Origin of the sequence: Kitasatospora sp. NPDC059599 (genome assembly GCF_042735125.1) — a bacterium.
GTDB lineage: Bacteria > Actinomycetota > Actinomycetes > Streptomycetales > Streptomycetaceae > Kitasatospora.
This window is the reverse complement of sequence record NZ_JBHWCL010000125.1, coordinates 1-23,397: the sequence shown is the minus strand read 5'-3', so window position 1 is coordinate 23,397 and position 23,397 is coordinate 1. Positions and strand designations below refer to the sequence as shown.

Below are 23,397 nucleotides of genomic sequence, written 5' to 3'. Positions count from 1 at the left end.
GCGCCCTGGTGACGGGAGAGCACCGGGGCGCGGGGCACTTCGCGGTCGTGCGGGGGCACCTCGCGGTCGTGGGGCGGTCCGTCAGATGGTCGAGGCGTCGATCACGAAGCGGAACCGGACGTCGCCGTCCAGCACCCGCTGGTAGGCCTCGTTGATCTGCTCGGCCCGGATCAGCTCGATCTCGGCCGTGATGCCGTGCTCACCGCAGAAGTCCAGCATCTCCTGGGTCTGCGGCAGCCCGCCGATCATCGACCCGGCCAGCGAGCGGCGGCCGCTGAGCAACGCGTGGGCGTTCACCGACACCGGCTTCTCCGGCGCGCCGACCTGCACCATGGTGCCGTCGACCCGCAGCAGGCCCAGGTAGGCGCTGAGGTCGAGGTCGGCGGAGACGGTGTTGACGATCAGGTCGAAGCTGCCCGCCAGCTCGCTGAACGTCGCCGGGTCGGAGGTGGCCCGGTAGTGGTCGGCGCCGAGCTTCAGCCCGTCCTCGCGCTTGCGCAGCGACTGGCTGAGCACGGTGACCTCCGCGCCCATCGCGTGGGCGAGCTTGACGCCCATGTGGCCGAGGCCGCCGAGGCCCACGATCGCGACCTTCTTGCCCGGGCCGGCGCCCCAGTGCGCGAGCGGCGAGTACAGCGTGATGCCCGCGCACAGCAGCGGGGCGGCGGCGTCCAGCGGCAGGCTGTCGGGGATGCCCAGCGCGTACGCCTCGTCCACGACCAGCTCCGCGGAGTAGCCGCCGTAGGTCGGCAGGCCGTCGCGGCCCGTGCCGTTGTAGGTGAAGACGGCGCCGCCCTCGCCGGTGCAGTACTGCTGCAGACCGGCACGGCAGTTGTCGCACTCGCGGCAGGAGTCGACGAAGCAGCCGACGCCGACCCGGTCGCCGACCTTCCAGCGGGTCACGCCGGGGCCGGTCTCGCTGACCACGCCGGCGATCTCGTGGCCCGGGACCATCGGGAAGATGCCGGTGCCCCAGTCCTCGCCGACCTGGTGGATGTCGGAGTGGCAGATGCCGGAGAACCTGATGTCGATCACGATGTCGTGCTCGCCCACGGCCCGGCGGGTGACGGTGGTCTTCGCCAGCGGGGCGTCCGGCTGCTGCGCCGCGTAGGCGGCGACGGTGCGGGTGGTACCGGCGGTGGTGCTCGTGGTGCTCGTCGTGGTGGCGGCCGTGCTGTTCGTCGTCTCGTTCGTCATGCCCCCAAGCCTGCGGCGGGCCGGTCGGCCCAACCAGACCAGAGATCAACGTACGAAGCCGGGACGTAGGGGAGCGGGACGTAGGCGGGCCGGACGTACGACCACGGAACGTACGCACGGCAGTATCACCCTCGCCCGCCCCGCGGCGCCGCGGCGCCCGCATACTGCAGACATGGACCAGCGCACCGAACTCAGCGAGTTCCTCCGATCCCGCCGCGCCCGCCTGCGGCCCGAGGACGTGGGCCTGCGGGACACCACGACCCGGCGCCGGGTGCCCGGGCTGCGCCGCGAGGAGCTGGCCCAGCTCGCCGGAGTCAGCACCGCCTACTACACCCGGCTGGAACAGGGCCACGGCGAGAACGTCTCCGCCGCCGTGCTGGACGCCATCGCCCGCGTCCTGCGGCTCGGCTCCGCCGAGCGCGAGCACCTCGGCCGGCTCACCAAGCCGCCCCGCCGCCGCTCCGGCCGGGCCGCCGCCCGGATCCAGCGGGTCCGGCCCGCGCTGCAGCAGCTGCTGGACGCCATGGAGGGCGTGCCCGCGTACGTGCTCGGCCGGCGCCTGGACATCATCGCCTGGAACCGGCTCGGCACCGCCCTGCTGGGCGACTTCGCCACGATGCCGCCCGAGCAGCGCAACATGGCCTGGCACGTCTTCCTCGACCCGGCCGCGCGCGAGCTCTACCAGGACTGGGAGGGCAAGGCCAGCGACGTCGTCGGCATCCTGCGGCTGGACGCCGGACGCGACCCGGACGACCCCCACCTCGCCTCGCTGATCGGTGAACTCTCCGTCAAGAGCGAGGACTTCAGGCGTCTGTGGGCCACCCACAACATCCAGGACAAGGGCCACGGCACCAAGCAGCTGCACCACGCCGTGGTCGGCGGGCTGAGCCTGCAGTACGAGACCCTGCGCCCGGCCGGGGAGCCCGACCAGGTGCTGGTCGCCTACCACGCCGAACCGGGCTCCGGCTCGGCCGAATCGCTGCGGCTGCTGGCGAGTTGGGCGGCAACCGAGTTCCAGGCGGGCCCGTCCGAGCGGACGGTCGGGCCGAGTGCCGGTTCGTCCGCCGGTGCGTCTGCCGGTCCGTCCGCCGAACAGTCCCGGTAGCGGTCCCGGTAGCGGTCCCGCTTGGCAAGGGGTCGATGGTCCCGGGTCCGTTCGGGGCGATCGGCCCTTCTCGCGTTCGGCGACAGCGCAGTTGACTGGGCATGACATGGACAACAGCAGCAGCACGCACCTCGCCACCGGCACCGCCACCGCCGAGTACGACCGGCTGATCGCCCGCCACCACGCGATGCGCCTACGACGCCGACTCCTCGCCCCGTCCTCCTCCCCGGGCGGCGACCCCGGGTACGGCGCCGACGGCGACGACCACGGGGACGGCGGCTACGACGGCGCCGCCGACCAGCACCTGATCCGGCGCGACCTCGACCGGATCGCGCCGCTCTCCGAGCTGATCGACCACCTCTACGCGGTCATGTTCCGCCACCGCCCCTACCTGCGCCCGCTCTTCCCCGCCTCGATGGAGTTCCAGCAGGCCCATCTGGAACGGATCTTCCGCCACCTCGTCGACCACCTCCACCACCCCGCCGAACTGGGCCGGATGCTCCGCCGACTCGGCCGTGACCACCGGAAACTGGGCGTCCGACCGGTCCACTACGAGGCCTTCGAGGAAGCCCTGTGCGAGGCCATCCGGTACCGGGCCGGCGAGCACTGGAGCGAGGAACTGGAAGCCGCCTGGGTGCGGATGATCCGCTTCGCCGTCGGCGCGATGGTCGCCGGCGCCGACTCCGCGCTCACCGAACCCCCGTACTGGCACGCGGTGGTGACCGGCCACGAGCGCCGCCGCTCCGACCTCGCCGTGCTGCGGGTGCGCACCGGCGAACCGTACCCGTACCGGGCCGGACAGTACGGCACCGTCGAGCACCCGGCGCTGCCGCACACCTGGCGGCAGTACTCGATGGGCTGCGCCCCGCGCGCCGACAACGAGCTGGAGTTCCACGTCCGCCGCACCGGCCCCGACGGGGTCAGCGCCGCCCTGGTCGAACACACCGCCGTCGGCGACCGGCTGCGCCTCGGCCCGCCGCGCGGCAGCCTGCTGCCCGACGGCGACGCCCGCGACCTGCTGCTGGTCGCGGGCGGCACCGGGCTCGCCCCGATGAAGGCGATCGTCGAACAGCAGGCCGCCCACCGCCCGGCCGGCCGACGGGTCCACCTCTTCGTCGGTGCCCGGGACCGCGGCGACCTCTACGACTGGCGGGCAATCGCCGAACTCAGTCTGCACAAGCCGTGGTTGACCCTCACGCCGGTCACCGCCGGCCGCCTCGCCGACGCCGTCGCGGCGGCCGGGGACTGGCGCGACCACCTGGCCTGCGTCAGCGGCCCGGTCGGCATGGTCGCCTCCGTCCGCGGCCGGCTCGTCTCCGCCGGACTCCCGCTCGGGCAGGTCCGGTACGACCAGGCGCTGCAGCGGTAGCCCGAATCGGCCTGCGGGAAGGGAGTCAGCGGAAGCAGTAGGAGTCCGAGGAGGCGTCACCGCCCGCGAGGTGGGTCTGGTGCACGCGCAGCCCCCGGAAGTCCGCGCCGTGCGGGAAGAAGCGCTCGTCGATGCTCAGCCCGCCCGCCTCCGGGTCGGCGTCCAGCTTGACGATCCAGGGCTCGATGCCGTCCGGGTAGACCTGGTCGTCCCAGGAGCCGTAGAGGGAGTTGGTCAGGTACAGCCGCCGGCCGTCCCGGCTGATCTCCACCATCTGTGGCGCCCCGCTCAGCGGCCGGCCCGGCTCGGCCGGGTGCGGGGTGCGGGCGGCGACCCCGCCGAGGCGCACCGACGAGGCCAGGCGGGGGTGGAACGGGTCCGAGACGTCGTACTGGAACAACTCGCCCGTCCCCCAGGCCGACACGTACAGCCAGCGGTCGTCCACCGACAGGTTGATGTCGGTGACCAGCGGCGGCACCGCACCGAACGGCTGCAGCGCCGGCGGCAGGTCCTCGGCCTTGGCCGGCTCGGCGGGGATCTCGATCACCTTGCGCGCGGTGAACGCGGGGCCGTCCCGGTACCAGAGCCAGACCGAGGAGGACAGGTCCTCGACGTTCGCCACCACCCCGGCGAACCCCCACTCCGCCTGCGGGTCGTGCGCCGGGCGCAGCTCCAGCACCATCTGGTACTGGTCGCCGAGGTCGATCCGCTGCAGGTGCCGCCCGGAGTCCAGCTCCCAGAAGTGCAGCGCGTGCCCGTACTTGCGGCCCAGCAGCAGCTCCGGCACCAGCCCGTCCTCGACCATCCACGGGGTGCCCCACTCGCTGGTGACGCCCACGTTGGTGCCGAGGTGCCACCAGACGTCGTACGCGAAGTTCTGCGGTCCGCGCTCGGTCTCCCAGGCGCGCAGCACGTCGAAGGTGGTGTGGTCGAGGATCGCCACCCCGCCCGGCCCGTCGGCCCCCGCACCGGTCCCCAGGCAGGAGAGGAAGACTCCGTCCGGGCCGCAGTGCAGGGTGTGCGGGCGCGAGTAGCCGGCCTTGGCGGCGAGCTCGGCGGCCTCGACGGTCTTCACCAGGCGCGGGCGCACCGGGTCCGGCCGGGTGTCCATCACGTGCAGCCGGGAGGAGCGCAGGCCGGGGAGCAGCAGGAAGCGCCGCTCCGGGTTCTCGTGGCAGGCGTGCGCCAGGGCGCTGGAGCAGGCGTTCCAGCCGAAGTGGTGCAACTCGTCGCCGAGGGTCGGGAGTTCGGCGAAGTTCAGGACCGTCCCGTAGCTCGCCGAGGCCGGGTCGGTGTCCACCGTGAGCAGAGCGTCCGGCCGCCGGGCCGACCGGTCGAACCCGGCCACGTACGCGAGCTTCTCCGGCGGCGCGGCCATCGCCTCGGACGCCGACCGGTAGAGCGACGGATCACTGTGCTCCTGCTGCATGCAAACTCCCCAACTCGCCTTGTCCGTGCGGGAAGCGTTCCACATCGCCACCGGCGCACAGCAGGCGTACGAGGAGGGGCGGGGAGGCGCGGGCGGGAGCCCGTTCAGTGGAGCGTCTTGATGTCCGCGAGTTCCAGCTGGACCTGGAAGTCGGGATCGTCGATGTGGGCGTGGAAGGAGAGCTCGGCGAGGAGGGTGACCGAGACCTCCGTCATGTGTTCGTTCACCTCCTCCAGGATCGTCAGTGCGTCGCTGAGGTACACGTCCGCCTTGTGGAGATACGCTTCCAGAGTGACTTCGGCGATTACCTTGACCTCGCCCACCACTGTGCCGCCGTCGTAGGTCTCCACGTGGTGCCACTCGATCGTCGAGTCCTCGGGTTCGAGGAAGGAAATCGTGGCATCGGATGCGCCCGGAAGTTCCGGGATGGACGGACCGCTCTCGTCGTTGATCTCGATCGACCCGCCCGCGAGGTCCTCGCAGGCCAGCGTCACGGCTTGCTGCAGGGCCCCGTTCAGGGTTCGCCCGGCAGGATCCGATTCCACGACCGGTACGCGGAGAACCAGATCGATCTGACGTCCACGGGAACCCCCACCGGTCAGGCCGACCCGGGGCGAGATGTTGAAGAGCGGCTGGTCCCTCGTGCCCCCGGACTTGTCGAGAACGATCGTCACCGTCAAGGGGGCGGAGAATCCCCTGGTCATGATGATGTCCACTGCGGAGAGCCCACGACGACGCATGGTTCTGACGTCGATCGGGATCTGGAAGGCCCCACTGACCTCCGAGCACGCGAGGTCCGCTCCGTCGTGGCCGTTCCTGATCAGTGCGACGTCGTGAGTCAGCGCGTTGCGGAGGTCGGCTTCCAGAGCCGCCTGCAAGGTCGGCGCGTGCCCGTCTGGTCCTTGCGCGACGTACTCGTAGGTGAAGCTGATCAGGGCCCGGAGAATCCGGCGGATGTTGTCGTGGGACTGAGCCGGGTACTGGGCGTCCAAGAATGTTTGCAGCGTGGAGCACACCTCTTCGAAGACCTCGCGGACGTGTGGGTCGAGGTAGTCGGGCGCCTGCCGGTTGTGCAGGATGGCGGGCGGTGGTGTCTCGTGGGAGGTTCCGGAGAACCACCATGTGGCCCTGGCGGGAAGGACTTCACGTCGGATGTGGGCCAGTTCGAGCGTCTCGGGAGCATCCGGTAGCCCGGTCGCCTCGACCGCGAGTAGCGCTGAGGCGATCAAGCCCCGTGCTGGCTCCGTGGGGCGGGCCCGAGTGACCAGCAGCTCCACTGTCGGGTTGTGAGGCACCCGGTCCGGATCGAAGGTCGGGGGGTCGGCCTTGCCGCCGTCGAACAGATCCACGAGAAAGACCACCCGCTCGGCCCCCGGCCTGCCGAGGTCGGCCGCGAACTGGTGGAACGGGAGGCTCGAGCCGTCCCCGAGAACCAGATGGGTCTCGGTGCCGATGAGCGAACTGTGCCCGGCGAAGTACACCAGCAGCGTGTCGGTCGCCTGATGGGTGGCGACCCGGATCGCCTCGAGCGCCTCGGCCCAGGAGCCCGGGTCCAGCAGGACATGGCACCGATCCGGGCTGAGGCCCCAGCTGTCGGAGGAGGACAGCAGGGCCGCCAGGTCGGTCACCATGCGCGGGACGTGTGGCAGTGCGGGCGTCGTGTGATGGCTCGATACGCCTATGAGCAGCGCGGCGCTCCGCAGAGAATCCGGGAACTCTGCATCCTTCCTCGCATCTGTCAAGTCCGGTTCGGTGGGGTCTCCCAGCGGCACCTCCGCCTCCGGCATCCGCCGCGGCCGGCTCCCGTCCAGCAGCGCCAGCAGTTCCGCCGACGCACTCGCGAAGGGCCGCAGCTCCGAGGGCAGGGATGCCGCGTCGTCCACGGCGACGGCCGCCAGCCCCGTCCCCGCCCGGGGCCTGCGGGCGGCGACGTGCCGGGTGAGGGCGGCGTGGACGGTCCAGGCGTCGTGGCGGGTGAGGAGTGGGGCCAGTGCGGCGCGGGCGGTTTCGTGGAAGGTCAGCACTGTCGGGCCGTCCGCGGCGGTTCGCATGTCGACGAGCCCGCTGGTCAGGAGCTCGGCGAGGTCGCCGGCGGTGGCGTCGGGCACGGCCTCCTGGCGGATGAGCTGGAGCAGGGGGAGGCTGAGGCTGCTGAACGGGCTGCACAGGCAGGCCAGCCTTTTGGCGGCCGTCGAGGCCGTGTGCAGGAAGGTGGCCGCGGTGCCTGTGCCGTCGTGAGGGTCTTGTGGGGCGTGTTCGGCGAACGGGGACCGGAGGACCCCGGAGGCGGGGACGAGGACGGCGTCGCTGCCGACGGGCGCGCTGCGCATGACAGCGTTCGCCCAGCGGTGCAGCGAGTGGGGGGTGAGCGAGAGGACGGGCAGCGGGGTCCATCCGGGGTCCGTGCCGAAGAGGGCGCTCGTCATCAGCGGCGGTTCGTAGCGGAGGTCTGTGTTGCGGGCTACGGGCCCGTTCTGGTGGACGCGGACCGCGGGGAGGTCGAGGGCCGTGTTGCTCCAGAGACGACCGGGCAAGGGGTTGAGCAGGACGACTGAGGTCGTGGATCCCCAGGTGCTCAGCAGCTGCCACACGTCGGGTCGGTGCCAGCCCTGCGCGGTGCAGTCGGAAAGGACGATGAGGAGCCGCCGGCCGCCGGGGGCGGTGACACGGCCACGGACGACTGCTCGGCCCCGGCCGTCGGTGATCGCCGGTTCGCCGTCGACCGCGAGCCGCAGCCGGCGGATGCCCCGGAAGGCGCCGATTCCGGCGAGCAGCGTGGCGAGCTCGTCGATCGTGTCGCGCCAGACGTCCATGGTCGGGTTGGTGTCGACCAACAGGACAACGTCGAACCACGCCTCCGGGACAGGCCCGAGGACGGGAACGAGTTCGCCGCCCCTGGTGTACTCGCGCAGCGTCGCGTCGAGGTCAAGGGCACGGTGTGCGCCCTTCGGGTAGCGGCGCTTGAACGGCCTCAGGGCACGGGCGAGTTCGAGGGAGCGTGGCAACGCACGTCCGGCCGCGACCTGGACGCTCCGACCGGATGCGGGTCCGGCCGGCAGGCTCTCGTACAACGGGACACCGGCGGCGCCCTCGATATCGTCGAACCGGCCCGCCGGCGCGGGGAGTCCCCGATCGGTGTCCTGGCCCGGGTCGCGCGGCGCCTGGCCGGCATCGCTCGGCGTCGCACCGGACGCCGGTAGGTCCGCCGGGTCAGCGGTCCCGCCGCTCTCAGCCGCGGCGAGCCACAGGACGTCCGCCACCGCCGTGGCGTCCGTGTCCGGTGGGAGCAGACGGCTGAGGGTGGCGACGAGCCGAGGGAGGTCCTCACGCACTGGAGAGGTCCTTCAGCATCAGGTCGAGGAGGTCGCGTAGTTGCTTTCCGGTTGGTGCCTGCTGGTCGGTGACGAGGTGGACCGCGTTGAGCAGTTGGTCCACGGCGAGGCTCTCCCCGCCGGCGACGCGCGCGGCGAACCCGGTGATGAGGTCGTCCGCCGGTCCCGAGGACGCATCTGCGAGTCCCAGGTGGGACTCGACCGCCCGGCGAAGCGTGTCGGCGGTCGGGGTCGGCATGTCGTAGCGGATGCAGCGGCGCAGGAAGGGCGAGGGGAGGTCCCGGTCCCCGTTGCTGGTCATGACGATGAATGGGAAGACGGCGCACTGCACCCGTCCGCGTTCCACCAGGTGGGTGGCCGGTCCTTCCCACTCCCGGACCCGCACTTCGCGCTGGGGGTGGCGGACGAGTTCGGGGATCTCGAACCGTCCGCTCTCCAGGACGTCGAGCAGGTCGGCGGGCAGGTCGATGTCGCTCTTGTCGATCTCGTCGATCAGCAGGGCCCGGGGCCGTTCACCGGGCAGGAGCGCGGTGCCGAGCGGCCCGAGCTGGAGGTAGGGGGCGATGTCGGCCTGTCCGGAGTGCCGGGCAAGGCGGGCGACTCTGCTGCGCCGTCCGCCGTTGCCGCCGGAGTGGGCCTGCTGCAGACGGAGGGCATGGATGTGGCCGAGCGCGTCGTAGCGGCAGAGGGCGTCCGGCAGGGTGCTGCGGGAGGTGATGTGCCAGCGAAGGACCGGGCCCAGCTGCAGCTCGGCCGCGACCTGTTCGATGACGGTCGACTTGCCAGTGCCGGTGTTTCCGGTGATGAGCAGCGGCCTGTGCAGGTACAGAGCGGCGTTGACGGCGTCGATGAGTCCCTCGGGTGGCAGGAAGGCCAGGGGCCGGTCACCGGGCGTGAATCTCCGCCAGGGTGGCGGGGGCGCGAGCGTGACCTCACGTGGTTCGCCGTCACCGCGGTAGTAGGTGTTCCAGGACATCAGGTGCTCCTCGGGGCGGCGGTGGAGGGGTGCTGCGCGTAGCGGCCGCAGAAGTCGAGCCAGTCGGCGTCGTGCCAGGCGGTGCGGAGGTCGGCCAGACGGTCGAGGTGGGGGTCGGTCGCGTCGGCGGTGTCGTCCTGGTTCAGCCAGCGGCGTCGGTAGGCCTCGCCGAACCCGTCGGGCAGGGCCTCCCAGAGGTGGTGGAGGCAGGATTGCCCGGGGTCGGTGTGCGGGGCGTCCGTGCCGGGCCAGATCAGGATCGGGGTGTAGGGGAGGAACGTCGAGACCAGGTCCTGGAGCCGGGGAGCGGGTGGGCGCCCGGCGATCCCGACAGCCCGCTGGTACCTCCCGGCGTGCAGGTCCCTGGTCAACTGGCCCGGGGTGACGTCGGCCGGGTCCACCCAGTCGACCGGGGCGTCCTGATCGAGTGACTCCCGGTCGAGTCTGTTCAACTGGTCGCGGGCGAACTCGTTGATCCCGCGCAGGTGGCGCGGGACGACGAGCCGTCCCGCCCAGCGGAGCGTCACGGTGCGGGTCACGCCGAGGAGGTGCAGTCCGACCACGGTCTCCTCAGGGCGCCAGTTCAGCAGGACGGGGGCGGACACGACCAGGTCGATGTCCCGTACACGTTCACCGGAGGGCAGCAGCTGCTCGGCCCAGGAGATGACATCGGGCAGGACCTGTTCGACGCCCGTGCGGTCTGGCTCGCACACGAAGTGTTCGTGGTGCGTACAGTCCGGTCCGGTGCGCAGACAGACGGACAGCGAGTCGGGCCAGTCGACCGGGGCCGCGTGCAGGCTGATGACCAGGCGTCGGGCCCGTTCGTTCGGGCTGCGTTCGGCATGCAGCGCCCGGGCGTCGTTCAGGGCGATCTCCGCGCCGAAATGGCGGGACCAGCGTGCCACGCGATCGTCAGAGATGTCGACGCCGCGCGTCTCGGCCGCGGCCACGACGTACCAGGCCAGAGCACGGAGGGTGGAGTCGGCGTCCGTGGTCGGCGTGCGGAGGGCGGCGTGTTCGAGGAGGTACTGGAGCAGCGGCCGGCCGGTCAGGGCGGCGGGCGGCCGGACGGGCTCGCCGAGGCGGTCCGCCCACTGGCGGTTGAACTCGGCGGCCAGGTGGCGCAGCAGCGGGGTGGTGACGGCGGAGCCGGCGAGTTCGACGATGAGACTGCCCGTGTCCATCGCCGCGACCAGACCGTCGGCGACCTCGGCGGCCCAGCGGCCGGCCGGGTCGTCCGCCTTCGCGGCGAGGTCGACGAGGGCCTGGCGGGTCCAGACGGGTGGTGAGGAGGGCGCGCCGGGCCACGCGGCCAGTGCCGGGCTTAGGTCGTCGGCGCCGATCGATCCGATACCGCCGGAGGGTTGCGGGGCCTCGCGCCGGGCGTTGAGCGCGAGCCACAGCGGACCGCCGGCGTCGGATTCGCCGTCGTAGTCGAATGACCTGACATCCTGCTTCATCAGTCCGGGTGCGATGGCGAGCTTGACGTCCGAGGGCCGGAGGAACTCGCGGGTGTCGGGAAGCCCCCGGGTCAGGGTGGCGCCGAGTGATCGGCTGAAATCGAGGTCGTAGGCCTTCTGCTGCGCACCGCAGGCCATCAGGACGGCGAGACGCTTGTTTCCTGTGCTGAATCCCCCCGCCAGTGACGCGGTGTCGGGTAGGGCGGCCCCCGCGTGGCAGGTGTCGAGGAGGGCGATGACTCCCGCGACGCCGGCGTGGTCGGAGGCCAGGGAGAGGAGCGCAGACACGTCCACCGACCTGTCAGCGCACCCGTCCTCGCTGTCGGAGGCCATGTACAGCAGCCGGCCTCCAGACTGCGGCGACTGGCCGTGCCCGAGAAGGGCAATGACGAGTGTTGCCCCGGCGTCCCCCGCCGCACGCAGGGCCGCCTTCACGGCGTCCTCGACCTGTTCCGAGCGCAGCGAACCCGACCGCAGGTGGAGGGTGTCGACGGCGGGGCTGGGGGCGCAGGCCCCGATAGCAGGGTCGGTGAGGACCGTGAAGAGTTCCTCGGCGGTCGTCTCCAGGTTCGTCAGCTTCCTTCCTGCCGCGTCCGACTGGGTCGCTATCAGCAAGAGGTGACGGGCTGGTGTCCGCGGCGACGGGATCACGGCCGGCCCGGGACCGCGAGCGCCTTCATCACCGGCCGCGCGACCTCCTCGCGCCGGAGGTACGTGCTGGCGCTGTGCGACCAGAGCGTGGCGGACTCGAGGGGGTGTGGGACGGGGAGTACTCCGGCTGTGTTCGGTTTGACCAGGTTCGCCAGCGTGCGGCGCGGGACGACGATGTCGTCGCTGTCCCAGAAGTCGGTCCAGGCGCTCACCGACTCCGGTGTCGCCGGCGGCTGCGGGACCAACCGCGGCCAGACGACCCCCCGCGTGGCGATGGGCGAACCGATGGTGACGAGGAGTCGAACCGGTCCGTTGTACTCGGCGAGCGCCTCCAGCGCGACCACGGTGCCCAGGGAGTGCGCGACGACGATCGCAGGCCGGGTGGGGTCCAGGTGTTGGAGCACACGCTCGCGGACGCGCCGGTCCAACGTCCTGCCGGTGGCGTCCGGCTCCGCCCGCCGTAGGTAGCGGCCGGGCTGGGTCAGGACGCGGAGCAGCCGTCCGGCGCTCAGCCGTTGCGCACCCCAGCTGAGACCGGGGACGGCGGCGACGGCGGCGATCACACCACTGAGGTGGCGGCCCGCTGCACCGACGCCCTGGCCCTGGCCGTCCGCCCGGACCTGCGCGCGCACCCGGGCGAGACGCTGGTTGCCCCGCTGCTCGGACAGTCCGGCCAGGTCGTCCAGGAGGTCGCCGAGCAGGTCGAGCATCAGCTCCGCCTGCTCCTCATCGAACTCGTCCGTGCTGCCGACGCCCTGAGCCTCGCCGGTGTCGAACAGATCGCCGTAGTAGGCGAAGGCACTGTCGGCGGACCAGTCCATGGTCAGTGCCGAGATCTCCGAGGCGTATCCGGCCTTTCGGGCACCCTCGGCCAACTCGCGCTTCCACTCGGCGAGTTCCTGCTGAGGGTCGCGGAGTCCTCCGATGCCGTGCACGAACACAAGCCGGGGCTTCACCTGGTCCGTGCCCGCCATCGTTCGTCCCCCGTACCATCCGTAGTCCTTGCCCACACCGCCGCGCCCGGTCGGAGCTGACCCGCCCTCGGCCCGTCGGCGGAACGGGGCTCAACCGTACCAAGTCCGCCGGCGGTGAAGAGCGCCCGTCGGGCAGTCGGGCGGGAGCCGGCGCAGGGGCGGTCGGCTCCTTCCGACGAGGGCAACCCGTGGGACGGGGAGCAGTGAGGCGGCCCCGGCTACCGGCCGGTATCGTCATGGCCGGAACAGGTGGTCACCTGCCGGACCGGCAGGCGGAGCAGAGGATCGGTGCGGCGGCGATGGAGTTTCGGGAAGACATCCTGGGTGCCCCCTACGAGGCGGCGGAGCTGGACCTCCGCCCCGACGCCGAGGGCGAGGTGTGCGCGACCCTCGTACGGCGGCTGGTCCCCGGGGCGGAGCGGGCCGTCCTCTACATCCACGGGTACAACGACTACTTCTTCCAGACCAACCTGGCCGAGCACTACGCCGCGCTCGGCTTCTCGTTCTACGCGCTCGACCTGCGCAAGTACGGCCGCTCGCTGCGCCCGCACCAGTCGCCGAACTTCGTGCAGAGCCTCGCCGAGTACGACGAGGAGATCGACGAGGCGGTGCGGATCATCCGCGAGGCGGACGGGCACCGGCAGCTGCTGCTGAACGGGCACTCCACCGGCGGGCTGGTGGCCGCGCTGTGGGCGGGGCGGCGCGCCGGCCGCGGCCTGGTGGACGGGCTGTTCCTCAACTCGCCGTTCCTGTCGATGCCGACCTCGCAGGCCGTCCGGACCCTGGGCGGGCCGGCCGTGACGGCGATCGGGCGGCTGGCACCGACCCGGGTGCTGCCGTCGACGCTGAACCCGCACTACACGCACAGCCTGCACAAGGACCACCGGGGCGAGTGGGACTTCGACCTGACCCTGAAGCCCGCCGAGGGCTTCCCGCTGTTCGCGGGCTGGCTGTCGGCGATCCACCAGGGGCACCGGCGGCTGCGGCAGGGGCTCGGGATCGACGTGCCGGTGCTGCTGATGGCGTCCACCAGGTCCATCGCCACCACCACGTGGCACAACGCCCTGCACCACGCGGATGCGGTGCTGCGCGCCGACGACATCGCCGCGCAGGGGCCGAGGCTCGGCCGGCACGTCACGATCGTGCGGATCGAGGGCGGCATGCACGACCTGGTGCTGTCCGGTGAGAAGGCCCGCACCCAGGTCTTCGCCGAGCTGGACCACTGGCTGGAGGCCTACCTGGACGTGCGGCCGGTCGGGGACCGCGCGTGACCTCCGAGCACGACGAGCCGGTGCCGGTCGGTCGGCGGACCGACCTCGGCTTCGCCAAACTCATGCCGGACATCGACCGGAACGGCGCCTGGCTGCTCACCCTGGACGGGACCCCGCAGTCGTACGTCGACCTGGCCGACCCGACGCACCTGGAGTTCGAGTACACCCGGCGCCTCGGACACCTCGCCGACGCACTCGCCCCGGCCGGCCGCCCGCTGGACGTGCTGCACCTGGGCGGCGGCGCGCTCACCCTGCCCCGCTACCTGGCCGCGACCCGGCCCGGCTCGCGGCAGCGGGTGGTGGAGGTGGACGGGCCGCTGCTGGAACTGGTGGAGGAGCACCTGCCCTGGCGTGGCACGCCCGGCGCGGACGTCTCGGCGACCGTCGGCGACGCCCGGGCCGCCCTCGCCGACGTCCCGGCGGGCTCGCAGGACCTGGTGGTCGCGGACGTCTTCCACGGCTCGCGCACCCCGGCGCACCTGACCTCGGTGGAGTTCGTCCGCCTCGCCGCGGCCGCGCTGCGCGAGGGCGGCTGCTACGCGGCCAACCTGGCGGACGGCCCGCCGCTGACGTTCGCCCGGGCGCAGGCGGCGACGGTGCGGGCGGTGTTCCCGTACGTCTGCCTGGTGGCGGAGGCGTCGGTGCTGCGCGGACGGCGGTACGGCAACGTGCTGCTGGCCGGTTCGTCGGCGCCGCTGCCGGAGGCGGAGCTGGCCCGGCTGTTCGCGGGCGACGTCTTCCCGGCCCGGCTGGTGGCGGGCGACGACCTGGCGGCCCTGGCCGGCCGCACCGCGCCGGTCACGGACGCGGACGCCACCGACTCCCCGCCCCCGCCGGACGGCGCGTTCAGCGTCGGCTGACCGGGCCCGCGGGCCCGCGCGTCGGGCCGGGCACGTCCGTCCGGCGGGTGTCAGAATCGGCGGGTTCACGACCGAGCGCGCTACGCGCGCGGGGCACGTCGAAGGAGCGAGCGATGACTGGCGGCGCGGAGCGGCCCGAGCCGGTGGAACGACCCGGGGCGGCGAAGCGGCCCGAGCTGGCGGCGGTGCCGGAGACGGCGCTGTGGACGCTGTACCAGCGTGCCGCCGAGGCCCGCCGGCCGGACGCGGTGCTGCACGATCCCGAGGCCGTCGGCCTGGTCGACCGGATCGACTACCCGTTCGCCGAGCGGTTCGGCACCAGCGGCGCCCAGGCGCAGTTCCAGGCGCTGAGGGTGGCCTGCTTCGACCGCGAGGTGGCGGACTTCCTGGTGCGGGAGCCGCGCGGCACCGTCGTCTGCCTGGGGGAGGGCCTGGAGACGCAGTACTGGCGGGTCGACAACGGGCGGGCCCGGTGGCTCACCGTGGACCTGCCCGAGTCGGTGGCACTGCGGGAGGAACTGCTCCCGCCGGGGCCGCGGCAGCGGTACCTGGCCGCCGACGCGACCGGGCTCGGGTGGGCCGCCGAGGTGGACCGCAGCCGTCGGGTACTGATCACCACGCAGGGCCTCCTGATGTACCTCCCGCCGGCTCGGGTGAAGGCCCTGATCGCGGGCTGCGCCGAACTGTTCCCGGGCGGCTCGATGGTGCTGGACGCCGTGCCGCGGTGGTTCAGCCGGCTCACCCTCAGCGGCAGGATGCGCATCCGCGGCTACCAGGTGCCCCCGATGCCGTGGGCGATGGACGCGGGTGAGCAGGGCAAGCTGGGCACGGCGAGTCCGGCGGTGGCCGCGGTGCGGGACGTCCGGCCGACCGGCGGACGCGGGCTGGTCGGTGCCCTGCTGCCGCTGGCGACGAGGATCCCGCCGCTGGCGACCCGCCGTCCCTCGATCACCGTCCTGGAGTTCGCCGAGCGGCCCGAACAGCCAGGGCGGCCCGAACAGCCCGAGCGGCCCGAGCGGTCATAGCCGTCGGGCTGCCGCCCGGCCGAAGCGGCACCACCGTGCGACCCCGTTGGTCCGACGGGATGGCGGCGCCCCGTGGCCCGGCGCGCCGGGGTGTCGCCGGACCGGGCCCGTCCCGCTCCGGGCTAGGTTCGGGTCCGTGACCGGCAACAACGCGGTCCTGGCGTTGATGGTCGTCACGGCGCTGGGCTTCGACTTCACCAACGGCTTCCACGACACCGGCAACGCGATGGCGACCTCGATCGTCACCGGAGCCCTCCCGCCGCGCGTCGCGGTGGCGGTCTCGGCGCTGCTGAACCTGGCCGGAGCGTTCCTGTCGACCGCCGTGGCGGCAACCATCGCCAACGGCCTGGTCGACAGCCAGGACGTGACCCTGACCGTGGTCTGCGCCGGCCTGACCGGCAGCATCCTGTGGAACCTGACCACGTGGTTCCTCGGGATCCCGTCCAGTTCCTCGCACGCACTGATCGGCGGGGTGATCGGCGCCACGGCCGCGGCGGCGGGCGCCTCGGCCGTCAAGTGGCAGGGCCTGGTCTCCAAGGTGATCGTGCCCGCGGCACTGTCGCCGTTCATCGCCGGCGCCGTGGCCGTGGCCGGTACGGTCCTGGTCTACCGGATCACCCGTGACGTGGCCGAACGCCCGCGCGGGCACGGCTTCCGGCTCGGCCAGATCGGCTCGGCCTCCATGGTCTCGCTCGCCCACGGCACCAATGACGCGCAGAAGACCATGGGCGTCATCACCCTGGCCCTGATCGCCAACGGCAACCTGCAGAGCGGGGCGAAGGCACCGTCCTGGGTGATCGTCTCCTGCGCGCTGGCGATCGCCCTGGGCACCTACATCGGCGGTTGGCGGGTCATCCGGGCCCTGGGCAAGGGGCTGGTGGAGATCGAGTCGCCGCAGGGGATGGCCGCCGAGTCGGCCTCGGCCGCCGTGATCCTCTGCTCCACCGACTTCGGCTACTCGCTCTCCACCACGCACGTGGCCACCGGGTCGATCCTGGGCTCGGGGGTCGGGAAGAAGGGTGCCGTGGTGCGCTGGGGGATCGCCCGCCGGATGGTGACGGCCTGGCTGTTCACCCTGCCGGCCTCCGCGGTGGCCGGCGCGGTGGCCTACTGGACCGCGAACGGGATCGGCGGGACGGCCGGCGTGGTGGTGATCTTCGTCGTGCTGGTGCTGGCCTCGGTCGCCTTCTTCGCCGCCTCCCGCCATCCGGCGGTGACCCCGGAGAACGTCAACGCCGCGTGGACCGGTTCGCTGATCCCGGCGCCCGCCACCACGGACGAGGCGGCCTCGTGAACTCCTGGATCAACCTGAACGCGTTGTGGAGGATCGTCGTGGTGGGCCTGCTCACCGGCGCAGGCCTGCCCGCGCTGTTCGCCCTCGGGCTGCGCCTGCTCAACCCGCCGGGACCGGCCACCGAGCCGGGTGGGGACCGGCCCACCGCCGGGCCGGTCGGCCGCGTCCTGGCCGGACTGATCTTCGCGACGGTGCTCGCGGCGATCGGCTGGGGCATCTCCGTCATCGTCAACCACAGCTGACCGAGCGGTCACGGCTGCGGGTCGGCGTCGTCGTCCGTACCGCTCCGGGGTGTGGCCCCTCGCGGCGGACCGCGTCCCGTGCGGCGGCGGTTCCCGCCGCCCGAGGCACCGGGCACGGGGGTGTGAGGGGGCTCCGTCCGAGGTCAGGGGCACTTTGCCGAATCTTGAAGAAATGCCGGCCGGCCTGGAACCATGAGATGCGGCCGCACGTCGAAATCCACGGGGATCGGCCGGGGGGACAGGCCGCCCGGCACGTTACCCTGCCCTGAGGGGGAGCGGCGTCGTGCCGCCATCGGACAACTGCCGGGACCGGCGCGCTGCTCCACGGGGAGCGCGGCCGGTCCCGACCTGCCACGGAGGTGCTGGCCTTGCACATCGACGCCTGGATCGAGGGCATTCCACCGACCGCGGTGTACGCCGTGGTCGGTCTGATCATCCTCATCGAGTCGCTGGGCATCCCCTTGCCCGGCGAGATCGCCCTGGTCACGGCGTCGCTGATGGCGGTCAAGGGCGTGGTGAGCCCGTGGGGCGTCGCGGGCGTCGCGATCGCCGGTGCGATCATCGGCGACTCGATCGGCTACTCGATCGGGCGCAAGGGCGGCAAGCCGCTCTTCGAGAAGCTGGGACGCAAGTTCCCCAAGCACTTCGGGCCCTCGCACCTGGCCACCGCCGAGCGGTCGTTCCAGAAGTGGGGCATGTGGGCGGTCTTCTTCGGCCGGTTCATCGCCCTGCTGCGGATCTTCGCCGGTCCGCTGGCGGGTGCGCTGAAGATGCCGTACTGGAAGTTCCTGATCGCCAACGTGCTCGGCGGCGTGGTCTGGGCCGGCGGCACGACGCTGCTGGTCTACAAGGTGGGCAAGAGCATCGAGCCGTGGCTGGCCCGCTTCTCCTGGGCCGGTCTGGCGGCGGCGATCGTGATCGGCGGCCTGTCGGCCTGGATCATGAAGCGCCGGGCCGCGAAGACGCACGCCAGGATCGAGGCCGAGGAGGCCGCCGCGGCCGCCGCCACGGTCGCGAAGACCCCGGTCGCGGAGTGACGTCCGACTGACCGCGGACCGACCGCGGACCGACCGCGAACCCCGCACCGGGCGACGGAGAGCCACCGGCGACCGCCCCCGGAGCCATCGGGCCCCCGGAGTAGCATCGGCCGAGTACCTGCCGATCTTGCACTCCGGAGGGCCCGATGACCTTGCAGCCGACCTGGGACGCCGTGGACGCGTACTTCTCCGAGCAGCTGGTCGGGCACGACCCGGTGCTGGAGGGCGCGGCGGCCGCCGCCGACGCGGCCGGGCTGCCGAGGATCGCGGTGGCCCCCAACCAGGGCAAGCTGCTGCACCTGCTGGCACTGACCCAGGGCGCGCGGCGGATCCTGGAGGTCGGCACGCTCGGCGGCTACAGCGCGATCTGGCTGGCCAGGGCGCTGCCCGCGGACGGCACCCTGATCACCCTGGAGATCGACCCCCGGCACGCCGAGGTCGCCCGGGGCAATCTGGCCGCCGCCGGGCTGGAGGAGGTCGCCGAGGTCCGGCTGGGCCGGGCCGCCGACTCGCTGGCCGCGCTGGTCGAGCAGGGCGGGGAGCCCTTCGACCTGGTCTTCATCGACGCGGACAAGCCGAGCAACCCCGAGTACTTCCGCCGGGCGCTCCAGCTGACCCGGCCGGGCTCGCTGATCATCGTCGACAACGTGGTGCGCGGCGGCGCGGTCGCCGACGCGGACAGCACCGACCCGGCGGTGGTCGCCACCCGCGCCCTGCACGAGCTGATCGCGGCGGAGCCCCGGGTCACCGCGACCTCGGTGCAGACGGTCGGCAGCAAGGGCTACGACGGATTCACCCTCGCCCGCGTGCGGGGCTGAGACCAGGGCCGTGGGCACGTGCGGGGCCGGGCGCCACGCACCACCGGGCAACACAACGAACGGAGACATCGTGCGGATCGGACTGCTGGGCACCGGACCCTGGGCGGAGCGGGTGCACGCGCCCGTGCTGGCGGACCACCCCGGAGTGGAGTTCGCCGGCGTCTGGGGCCGCCGCCCGGAGGCGGCCGAGGCCCTGGGCGCGGCCCACGGCGTGCCCGGGTACGCCGATCTGGACCGGCTGCTCGCCGACGTCGACGCGGTCTCGGTCGCCCTGCCCCCGTCGGTGCAGCCGGGCCTGGCGGTGCGCGCCGCCGAGGCCGGCTGCCACCTGCTGCTGGACAAGCCGGTCGCGCTGACGGTGCCGGACGCCCGGGCCGTCGCCGAAGCGGTGCGCGAGCACGCGGTCGCCTCGGTGGTGTTCTTCACGGTGCGCTTCGGCAGCCCGCAGATCCCGTGGCTCGACGAGCAGGCGGCCCGGGGCGGCTGGTACACCGGCCGCTCGGACTGGCTCGGCTCGGTGTTCGCGCCCGGCAGCTCCAGCCCGTACGCGGCCTCGCCGTGGCGGCTGGAGAAGGGCTCGCTGTGGGACGTCGGCCCGCACGCGGTCTCGGTGCTGCTGCCGGTGCTCGGTGACGTCACGCAGGTGACGGCGGTGGCCGGTCCGCTGGACGCCGTGCACCTGGTGCTGCGGCACGCCGGCGGCGCGTCCAGCACGCTCGCGCTCAGCCTGACCGCGCCGGTCGCGGCGGGCGGGACGGGCATGGAACTGCGCGGCGAGCACGGTGTGGTGCACCTGCCGGAGCGCGGCGAGGGCCCGCTCGCCGCCCTGCACCGGGCGCTGGACGCCCTGCGGTCCGCGGCGGCCACCGGTGAGCCGCACCCGTGCGGGGCCGACTTCGGGCTGCGGGTGGTGGAGATCCTCGCCGCGGCGGAGCGCTCGCTGGCCGGCGGCGGACCGGTGGAGGTCTGAGACCGGCCGGTCGGGCCCGACGGGCCGGACGGCCGGTGAGGCCGCTCGGGCCGCTCACACCGGCGGCAGTGGCGGCCCGGAGGCCGTCGGGCGGCGGTCGGTGGGGCGGGTCGGTGGGATGACGGGCGCGCGGAAGTCGCGCGGGCCGGTCCAGAGCGCCGGGACGGCATCGCTGCGGCGGGCCAGTTCGTACGCCACCGCCTCGTAGTTGACGCGCCAGCCGTGGAAGTGCGCCCAGGCGTCCTCGACCGGGCGTTCGCGCGGGAAGCCGGCCGCGGTGATCATCGCGACCGCGCCCAGGAACTCGGCGTAGCTCAGCCGGATCGGGACGTCCGGGTCCGGGTCGGGGTCGAAGTCGACGCGCAGCGAGCGGGCGATGTCGCGCATCGCGGTGAACCCGGCGCGCAGGACCAGCCGGGCCTCGGGCGGGGACGTGCGCGGGCACAGGGCGAGGTGCAGCGCGGCGGCGTCCATCACCGAGATCAGGCCGACCACCCAGCTCCGGTTCGGCTGGGGGGAGCGGAAGGACAGCAGCACCGGGTAGTTGGAGTGGCTCTCGCCGATGTCGGCGGCCAGGCGCTCCCAGTCCCGGTACAGCTGGGGCAGCGCGGTCTCGGTGTCCACCAGGGACTGGCGGGCCAGCAGTTCGGGGCCCCAGGCGGGCTCGCCGGCCCGGGACTGCAGCAGCGTCACCTCGGTCTCGCGGCGCTGGTAGGCGGCGTAGAGGGTCGGCAGGTAGGAGATCTGCAGCGCGATCACCAGCGGGCCGCTGGCGGCGGCCATGAAGTCGATCGCGGACAGGTGCAGGCGGTCCCCGCTCGCGAAGCCCAGGGTGAAGAGACTGGACCCGGCCTCGCGGATGGCCACCGTCCAGTCGAGCTGGGACGTGCCGTGTAGCAGCAGCGTGTAAGCGACCAGCATCCCGCTGAGCCACACCGTGAGCATGCCCAGCAGGACCAGCGGCGCCAGCCAGGTGAGCGCCCGGTCCTGCGCGCGGTAGCCGCCGATCGGCGCGGCGGAGAGCCGGAGGACGGCGCGCAGGACCGTCCAGAGCCGGTTCACCAGGGACGAGTACAGCCCGCGCGGGACGACCAGGGTGCGCAGGATGCTGCCGACGACCAGCAGGAGCAGCAGCGCACCGATCACGGTGTGGATCAACCTCATGGCGCCATTCTGGCGGTCCGCGGGGCCGGCTGCGCCGGAGGTGTGCTCCCGCCGGGCCGTCGACCGGTGGCGGCTGACCTGACGTCACACGCGATATGACCATGATCACACCGATTTTCTGCGGCCCCGGCACGCTTCCCGTGACGTCTATCCCTACGGGGGGTCCACGAGCGAATCGGAGAGCGGACCGTGCGTGCACAGCGAGCTGGCGGGGCCGAGCAGGAGAAGCCCGGACGCCGACGATGGCGACCGCTGCGGCGGATCGACTACCCGCGCCGGGGCCGGGGTCGGATCCGCCGCTGGCTCCCGTCCTGGCGGCAGCTGCTCTCCGCCGCGGTACTGGTGATCGTGCCGCTGACCGGTTGGCTGGCCTGGTTCTTCGCGACGACCGAGGTCCCGGACGACCTGAACGCGTTCGCCACCCAGCAGAACAACGTCTACTTCTGGGCGGACGGCACCGAGATGGCCCGGGTCGGCGAGACCAACCGGCAGGAGGTGCCACTGGACCAGGTGCCGAAGCCGGTGCGGGGTGCCGTCCTGGCGGCCGAGAACGCGACCTTCTACTCCGATCCGGGCGTCTCGCTCAAGGGCATCGGCCGCGCGGTCTGGCAGATGGTCTCGGGCGGCGACACCCAGGGCGGTTCGACCATCACCCAGCAGTACGTCAAGAACATCTACCTGAACCAGCACCAGGACTACTCGCGCAAGTTCCGGGAAGCCGTCATCGCGATCAAACTGGACGACCGGATGACCAAGGGCGACATCCTGGCCGGCTACCTGAACACCAGCTGGTTCGGCCGCGGCAGCTACGGCATCGAACGGGCCGCGGCCGCGTACTACGGCAAGGACGTCTCGCAGCTCGACCCGAGCGAGGGCGCGTTCCTGGCGGCGCTGCTGAAGGGGGCCGGGCAGTACGATCCGGCGCTGAGCCCGGAGAACCGGGAGCGGGCCGAGGAGCGGTGGTCCTGGATCCTGGACCGGATGGTCGAGGTCGGACAGCTGTCCGCGGCCGAACGCGCCCGCTACACGGTGTTCCCCGAACCGAAGCCGCAGCCGAAGTCGGCCGGACTGGGCGGCCAGGTCGGGTACCTGGTGGACATGGCCAGGTCCTACGTGGAGACCCACAGCGACATCACCCAGGCCCAGCTGGACCTCGGCGGCCACCAGATCGTCACCACCTTCGAGAAGCCGAAGGTCGAGGCGCTCGCCGTCGCCGTCCAGGAGGCGACCAAGGGCCTCGACCCCGACAACCGCGAGGTCGACAAGCTCGTGAAGGTCGGCGCCGCGTCGGTGGCCCTCGACGGGAGGATCGTCGCGCTCTACGGCGGACCGAACTACCTGAAACAGGGCTTCAACAACGCCAACACCTCGACCGTGCCCGTCGGTTCGGCCTTCACCCCGCTGGTGTACGCCGCCGGGCTCAGCCAGGGCGTGCAACGCGAACGCGGCGGCAACCGGACCCCGGTGACACCCGCCACCCCCTACAACGGCGACAACGGCGTGAACGTGATGACCCCGGAGGGGCCGTACTGGGGGAGGGACGGCAAGATCGCCAAGACCGCCAACGACGGCAAGCGCAACTGGGGGCCGGTCACCCTGCGCGGTGCGGTCGAACAGTCCGTCAACGGGCCCATGATGCAGCTCGGCATGGACATCGGCCTCGACCGGGTGCAGAAGACCGCCACCGACCTCGGCCTGCTCCCCGGCAGCATGGGCGAACTGGTGCCCGCCTTCGGGGTCGGCAACTCCACGCCCAGCGCGATCAGGACCGCCGACGCGTACACCGCCTTCGCCGCCGGTGGCAGCCGCACCGACCCCTACTCGGTGCTCAGGATCACCCGCAACGGCGCCCCGCTCGCCCTGCAACTGCCGACCGCCGCACAGGCGTTGCCCGCGCCCGTGGCGGGCGAGGTGGACGCGGCGCTCAAGGGCGCGGTCCGCAACGGGAGCGCCGCGGCGGTGGCGGAAGCAGGCCCGGGCCTGGCCGCGAAGCCGGGCACGACCGCGGACCGCACCGCGGGGTGGACCGTCGGTTACGACGGGCAGCTGTCGACGGCGGTCACCGTGTTCCGGGCGGACCTGCGGGACATGAAGCTGCTCCCGCTGGAAGGCGTGGGCGGCGCCGCACCGGACACCCCGGACTCCGCGCTGCCGACGCGGATCTGGACGTCCTACATGAAGGCGGCGGGAGGGCGGTAGACGCCGGCCCGGGCGGCCGCGGAA

At 72.7% G+C, this 23,397-nt stretch carries 18 protein-coding genes; 11 read left to right on the top strand and 7 right to left on the bottom strand.

Annotation, left to right across the window (positions count from 1 at the left end):
- Positions 1–81 precede the first annotated feature (81 nt).
- On the bottom strand, positions 82–1,197 hold the full coding sequence (locus tag ACFV04_RS32730; RefSeq protein WP_380534452.1) for an NAD(P)-dependent alcohol dehydrogenase: 1,116 nt from the start codon (positions 1,195–1,197) through the stop codon (positions 82–84).
- 172 nt (positions 1,198–1,369) lie between these two features.
- Between ACFV04_RS32730 and ACFV04_RS32725 the strand changes: the two genes are divergently transcribed.
- Positions 1,370–2,302 carry a helix-turn-helix domain-containing protein gene (locus ACFV04_RS32725; protein ID WP_380534450.1) on the top strand — a complete coding sequence of 311 codons (933 nt, stop codon included), beginning with the start codon at positions 1,370–1,372 and terminating at the stop codon, positions 2,300–2,302.
- 106 nt (positions 2,303–2,408) lie between these two features.
- Positions 2,409–3,671 (top strand): globin domain-containing protein, encoded by a 1,263-nt coding sequence (locus ACFV04_RS32720; protein ID WP_380534448.1) that lies wholly within the window; start codon positions 2,409–2,411, stop codon positions 3,669–3,671.
- A gap of 25 nt (positions 3,672–3,696) precedes the next feature.
- Here the strand turns inward: ACFV04_RS32720 and ACFV04_RS32715 are convergent, their stop codons facing one another.
- The 5 genes from ACFV04_RS32715 to ACFV04_RS32695 all read right to left on the bottom strand — a co-directional run bounded on the left by ACFV04_RS32715 (position 3,697) and on the right by ACFV04_RS32695 (position 12,493).
- Positions 3,697–5,100 carry a selenium-binding protein SBP56-related protein gene (locus tag ACFV04_RS32715; RefSeq protein ID WP_380344434.1) on the bottom strand — a complete coding sequence of 468 codons (1,404 nt, stop codon included), beginning with the start codon at positions 5,098–5,100 and terminating at the stop codon, positions 3,697–3,699.
- Between the two features lie 104 nt (positions 5,101–5,204).
- The gene (locus ACFV04_RS32710; RefSeq protein ID WP_380534446.1) at positions 5,205–8,432 is read right to left on the bottom strand and encodes an SAV_2336 N-terminal domain-related protein; all 3,228 of its coding nucleotides are present in this window, start codon (positions 8,430–8,432) and stop codon (positions 5,205–5,207) included.
- Positions 8,425–9,408: an AAA family ATPase gene (locus ACFV04_RS32705; protein ID WP_380534444.1), complete on the bottom strand. Its 984-nt coding sequence runs from the start codon at positions 9,406–9,408 to the stop codon at positions 8,425–8,427. Before ACFV04_RS32705 ends, ACFV04_RS32710 begins: the two co-directional genes overlap by 8 nt.
- On the bottom strand, positions 9,408–11,483 hold the full coding sequence (locus tag ACFV04_RS32700) for a hypothetical protein (protein ID WP_380534442.1): 2,076 nt from the start codon (positions 11,481–11,483) through the stop codon (positions 9,408–9,410). The genes ACFV04_RS32705 and ACFV04_RS32700 overlap by 1 nt, the downstream gene beginning before the upstream one ends.
- A gap of 32 nt (positions 11,484–11,515) precedes the next feature.
- Positions 11,516–12,493, bottom strand: a complete 978-nt coding sequence (locus ACFV04_RS32695) for an alpha/beta fold hydrolase (RefSeq protein ID WP_380534440.1) — start codon at positions 12,491–12,493, stop codon at positions 11,516–11,518.
- A 299-nt stretch (positions 12,494–12,792) separates the two neighbouring features.
- On the opposite strand from ACFV04_RS32695, the gene ACFV04_RS32690 reads away from it, so the two are divergent.
- From ACFV04_RS32690 to ACFV04_RS32655, 8 genes are all read left to right on the top strand, one after another.
- Complete coding sequence (locus ACFV04_RS32690) at positions 12,793–13,764, top strand: alpha/beta hydrolase (RefSeq protein ID WP_380534438.1); 972 nt, start codon at positions 12,793–12,795, stop codon at positions 13,762–13,764.
- Positions 13,761–14,624 carry a spermidine synthase gene (locus tag ACFV04_RS32685; RefSeq protein WP_380534436.1) on the top strand — a complete coding sequence of 288 codons (864 nt, stop codon included), beginning with the start codon at positions 13,761–13,763 and terminating at the stop codon, positions 14,622–14,624. Before ACFV04_RS32690 ends, ACFV04_RS32685 begins: the two co-directional genes overlap by 4 nt.
- Positions 14,625–14,737: 113 nt before the next feature.
- Positions 14,738–15,649, top strand: coding sequence for a class I SAM-dependent methyltransferase (locus tag ACFV04_RS32680; RefSeq protein WP_380534434.1), 912 nt, complete (start codon positions 14,738–14,740; stop codon positions 15,647–15,649).
- A 136-nt stretch (positions 15,650–15,785) separates the two neighbouring features.
- The gene (locus ACFV04_RS32675) at positions 15,786–16,943 is read left to right on the top strand and encodes an anion permease (protein ID WP_380344425.1); all 1,158 of its coding nucleotides are present in this window, start codon (positions 15,786–15,788) and stop codon (positions 16,941–16,943) included.
- On the top strand, positions 16,940–17,185 hold the full coding sequence (locus tag ACFV04_RS32670) for a hypothetical protein (protein WP_380344422.1): 246 nt from the start codon (positions 16,940–16,942) through the stop codon (positions 17,183–17,185). Before ACFV04_RS32675 ends, ACFV04_RS32670 begins: the two co-directional genes overlap by 4 nt.
- 368 nt (positions 17,186–17,553) lie before the next feature.
- A complete protein-coding gene (locus ACFV04_RS32665) occupies positions 17,554–18,222 on the top strand; it encodes a DedA family protein (RefSeq protein ID WP_380344419.1) in 669 nt (222 codons plus the stop codon).
- 146 nt (positions 18,223–18,368) lie between these two features.
- Positions 18,369–19,040: an O-methyltransferase gene (locus ACFV04_RS32660; protein ID WP_380344416.1), complete on the top strand. Its 672-nt coding sequence runs from the start codon at positions 18,369–18,371 to the stop codon at positions 19,038–19,040.
- Positions 19,041–19,110: 70 nt separating this feature from the next.
- Positions 19,111–20,010 carry a Gfo/Idh/MocA family protein gene (locus ACFV04_RS32655; RefSeq protein ID WP_380534430.1) on the top strand — a complete coding sequence of 300 codons (900 nt, stop codon included), beginning with the start codon at positions 19,111–19,113 and terminating at the stop codon, positions 20,008–20,010.
- 54 nt (positions 20,011–20,064) lie between these two features.
- On the opposite strand, the gene ACFV04_RS32650 is transcribed toward ACFV04_RS32655, so the two are convergent.
- A complete protein-coding gene (locus ACFV04_RS32650) occupies positions 20,065–21,174 on the bottom strand; it encodes a hypothetical protein (protein ID WP_380344410.1) in 1,110 nt (369 codons plus the stop codon).
- A 189-nt stretch (positions 21,175–21,363) separates the two neighbouring features.
- Between ACFV04_RS32650 and ACFV04_RS32645 the strand changes: the two genes are divergently transcribed.
- Entirely contained in the window at positions 21,364–23,373 is a 2,010-nt protein-coding gene (locus ACFV04_RS32645) for a transglycosylase domain-containing protein (protein ID WP_380534428.1), read from the top strand.
- The last annotated feature ends 24 nt before the right edge of the window (positions 23,374–23,397 follow it).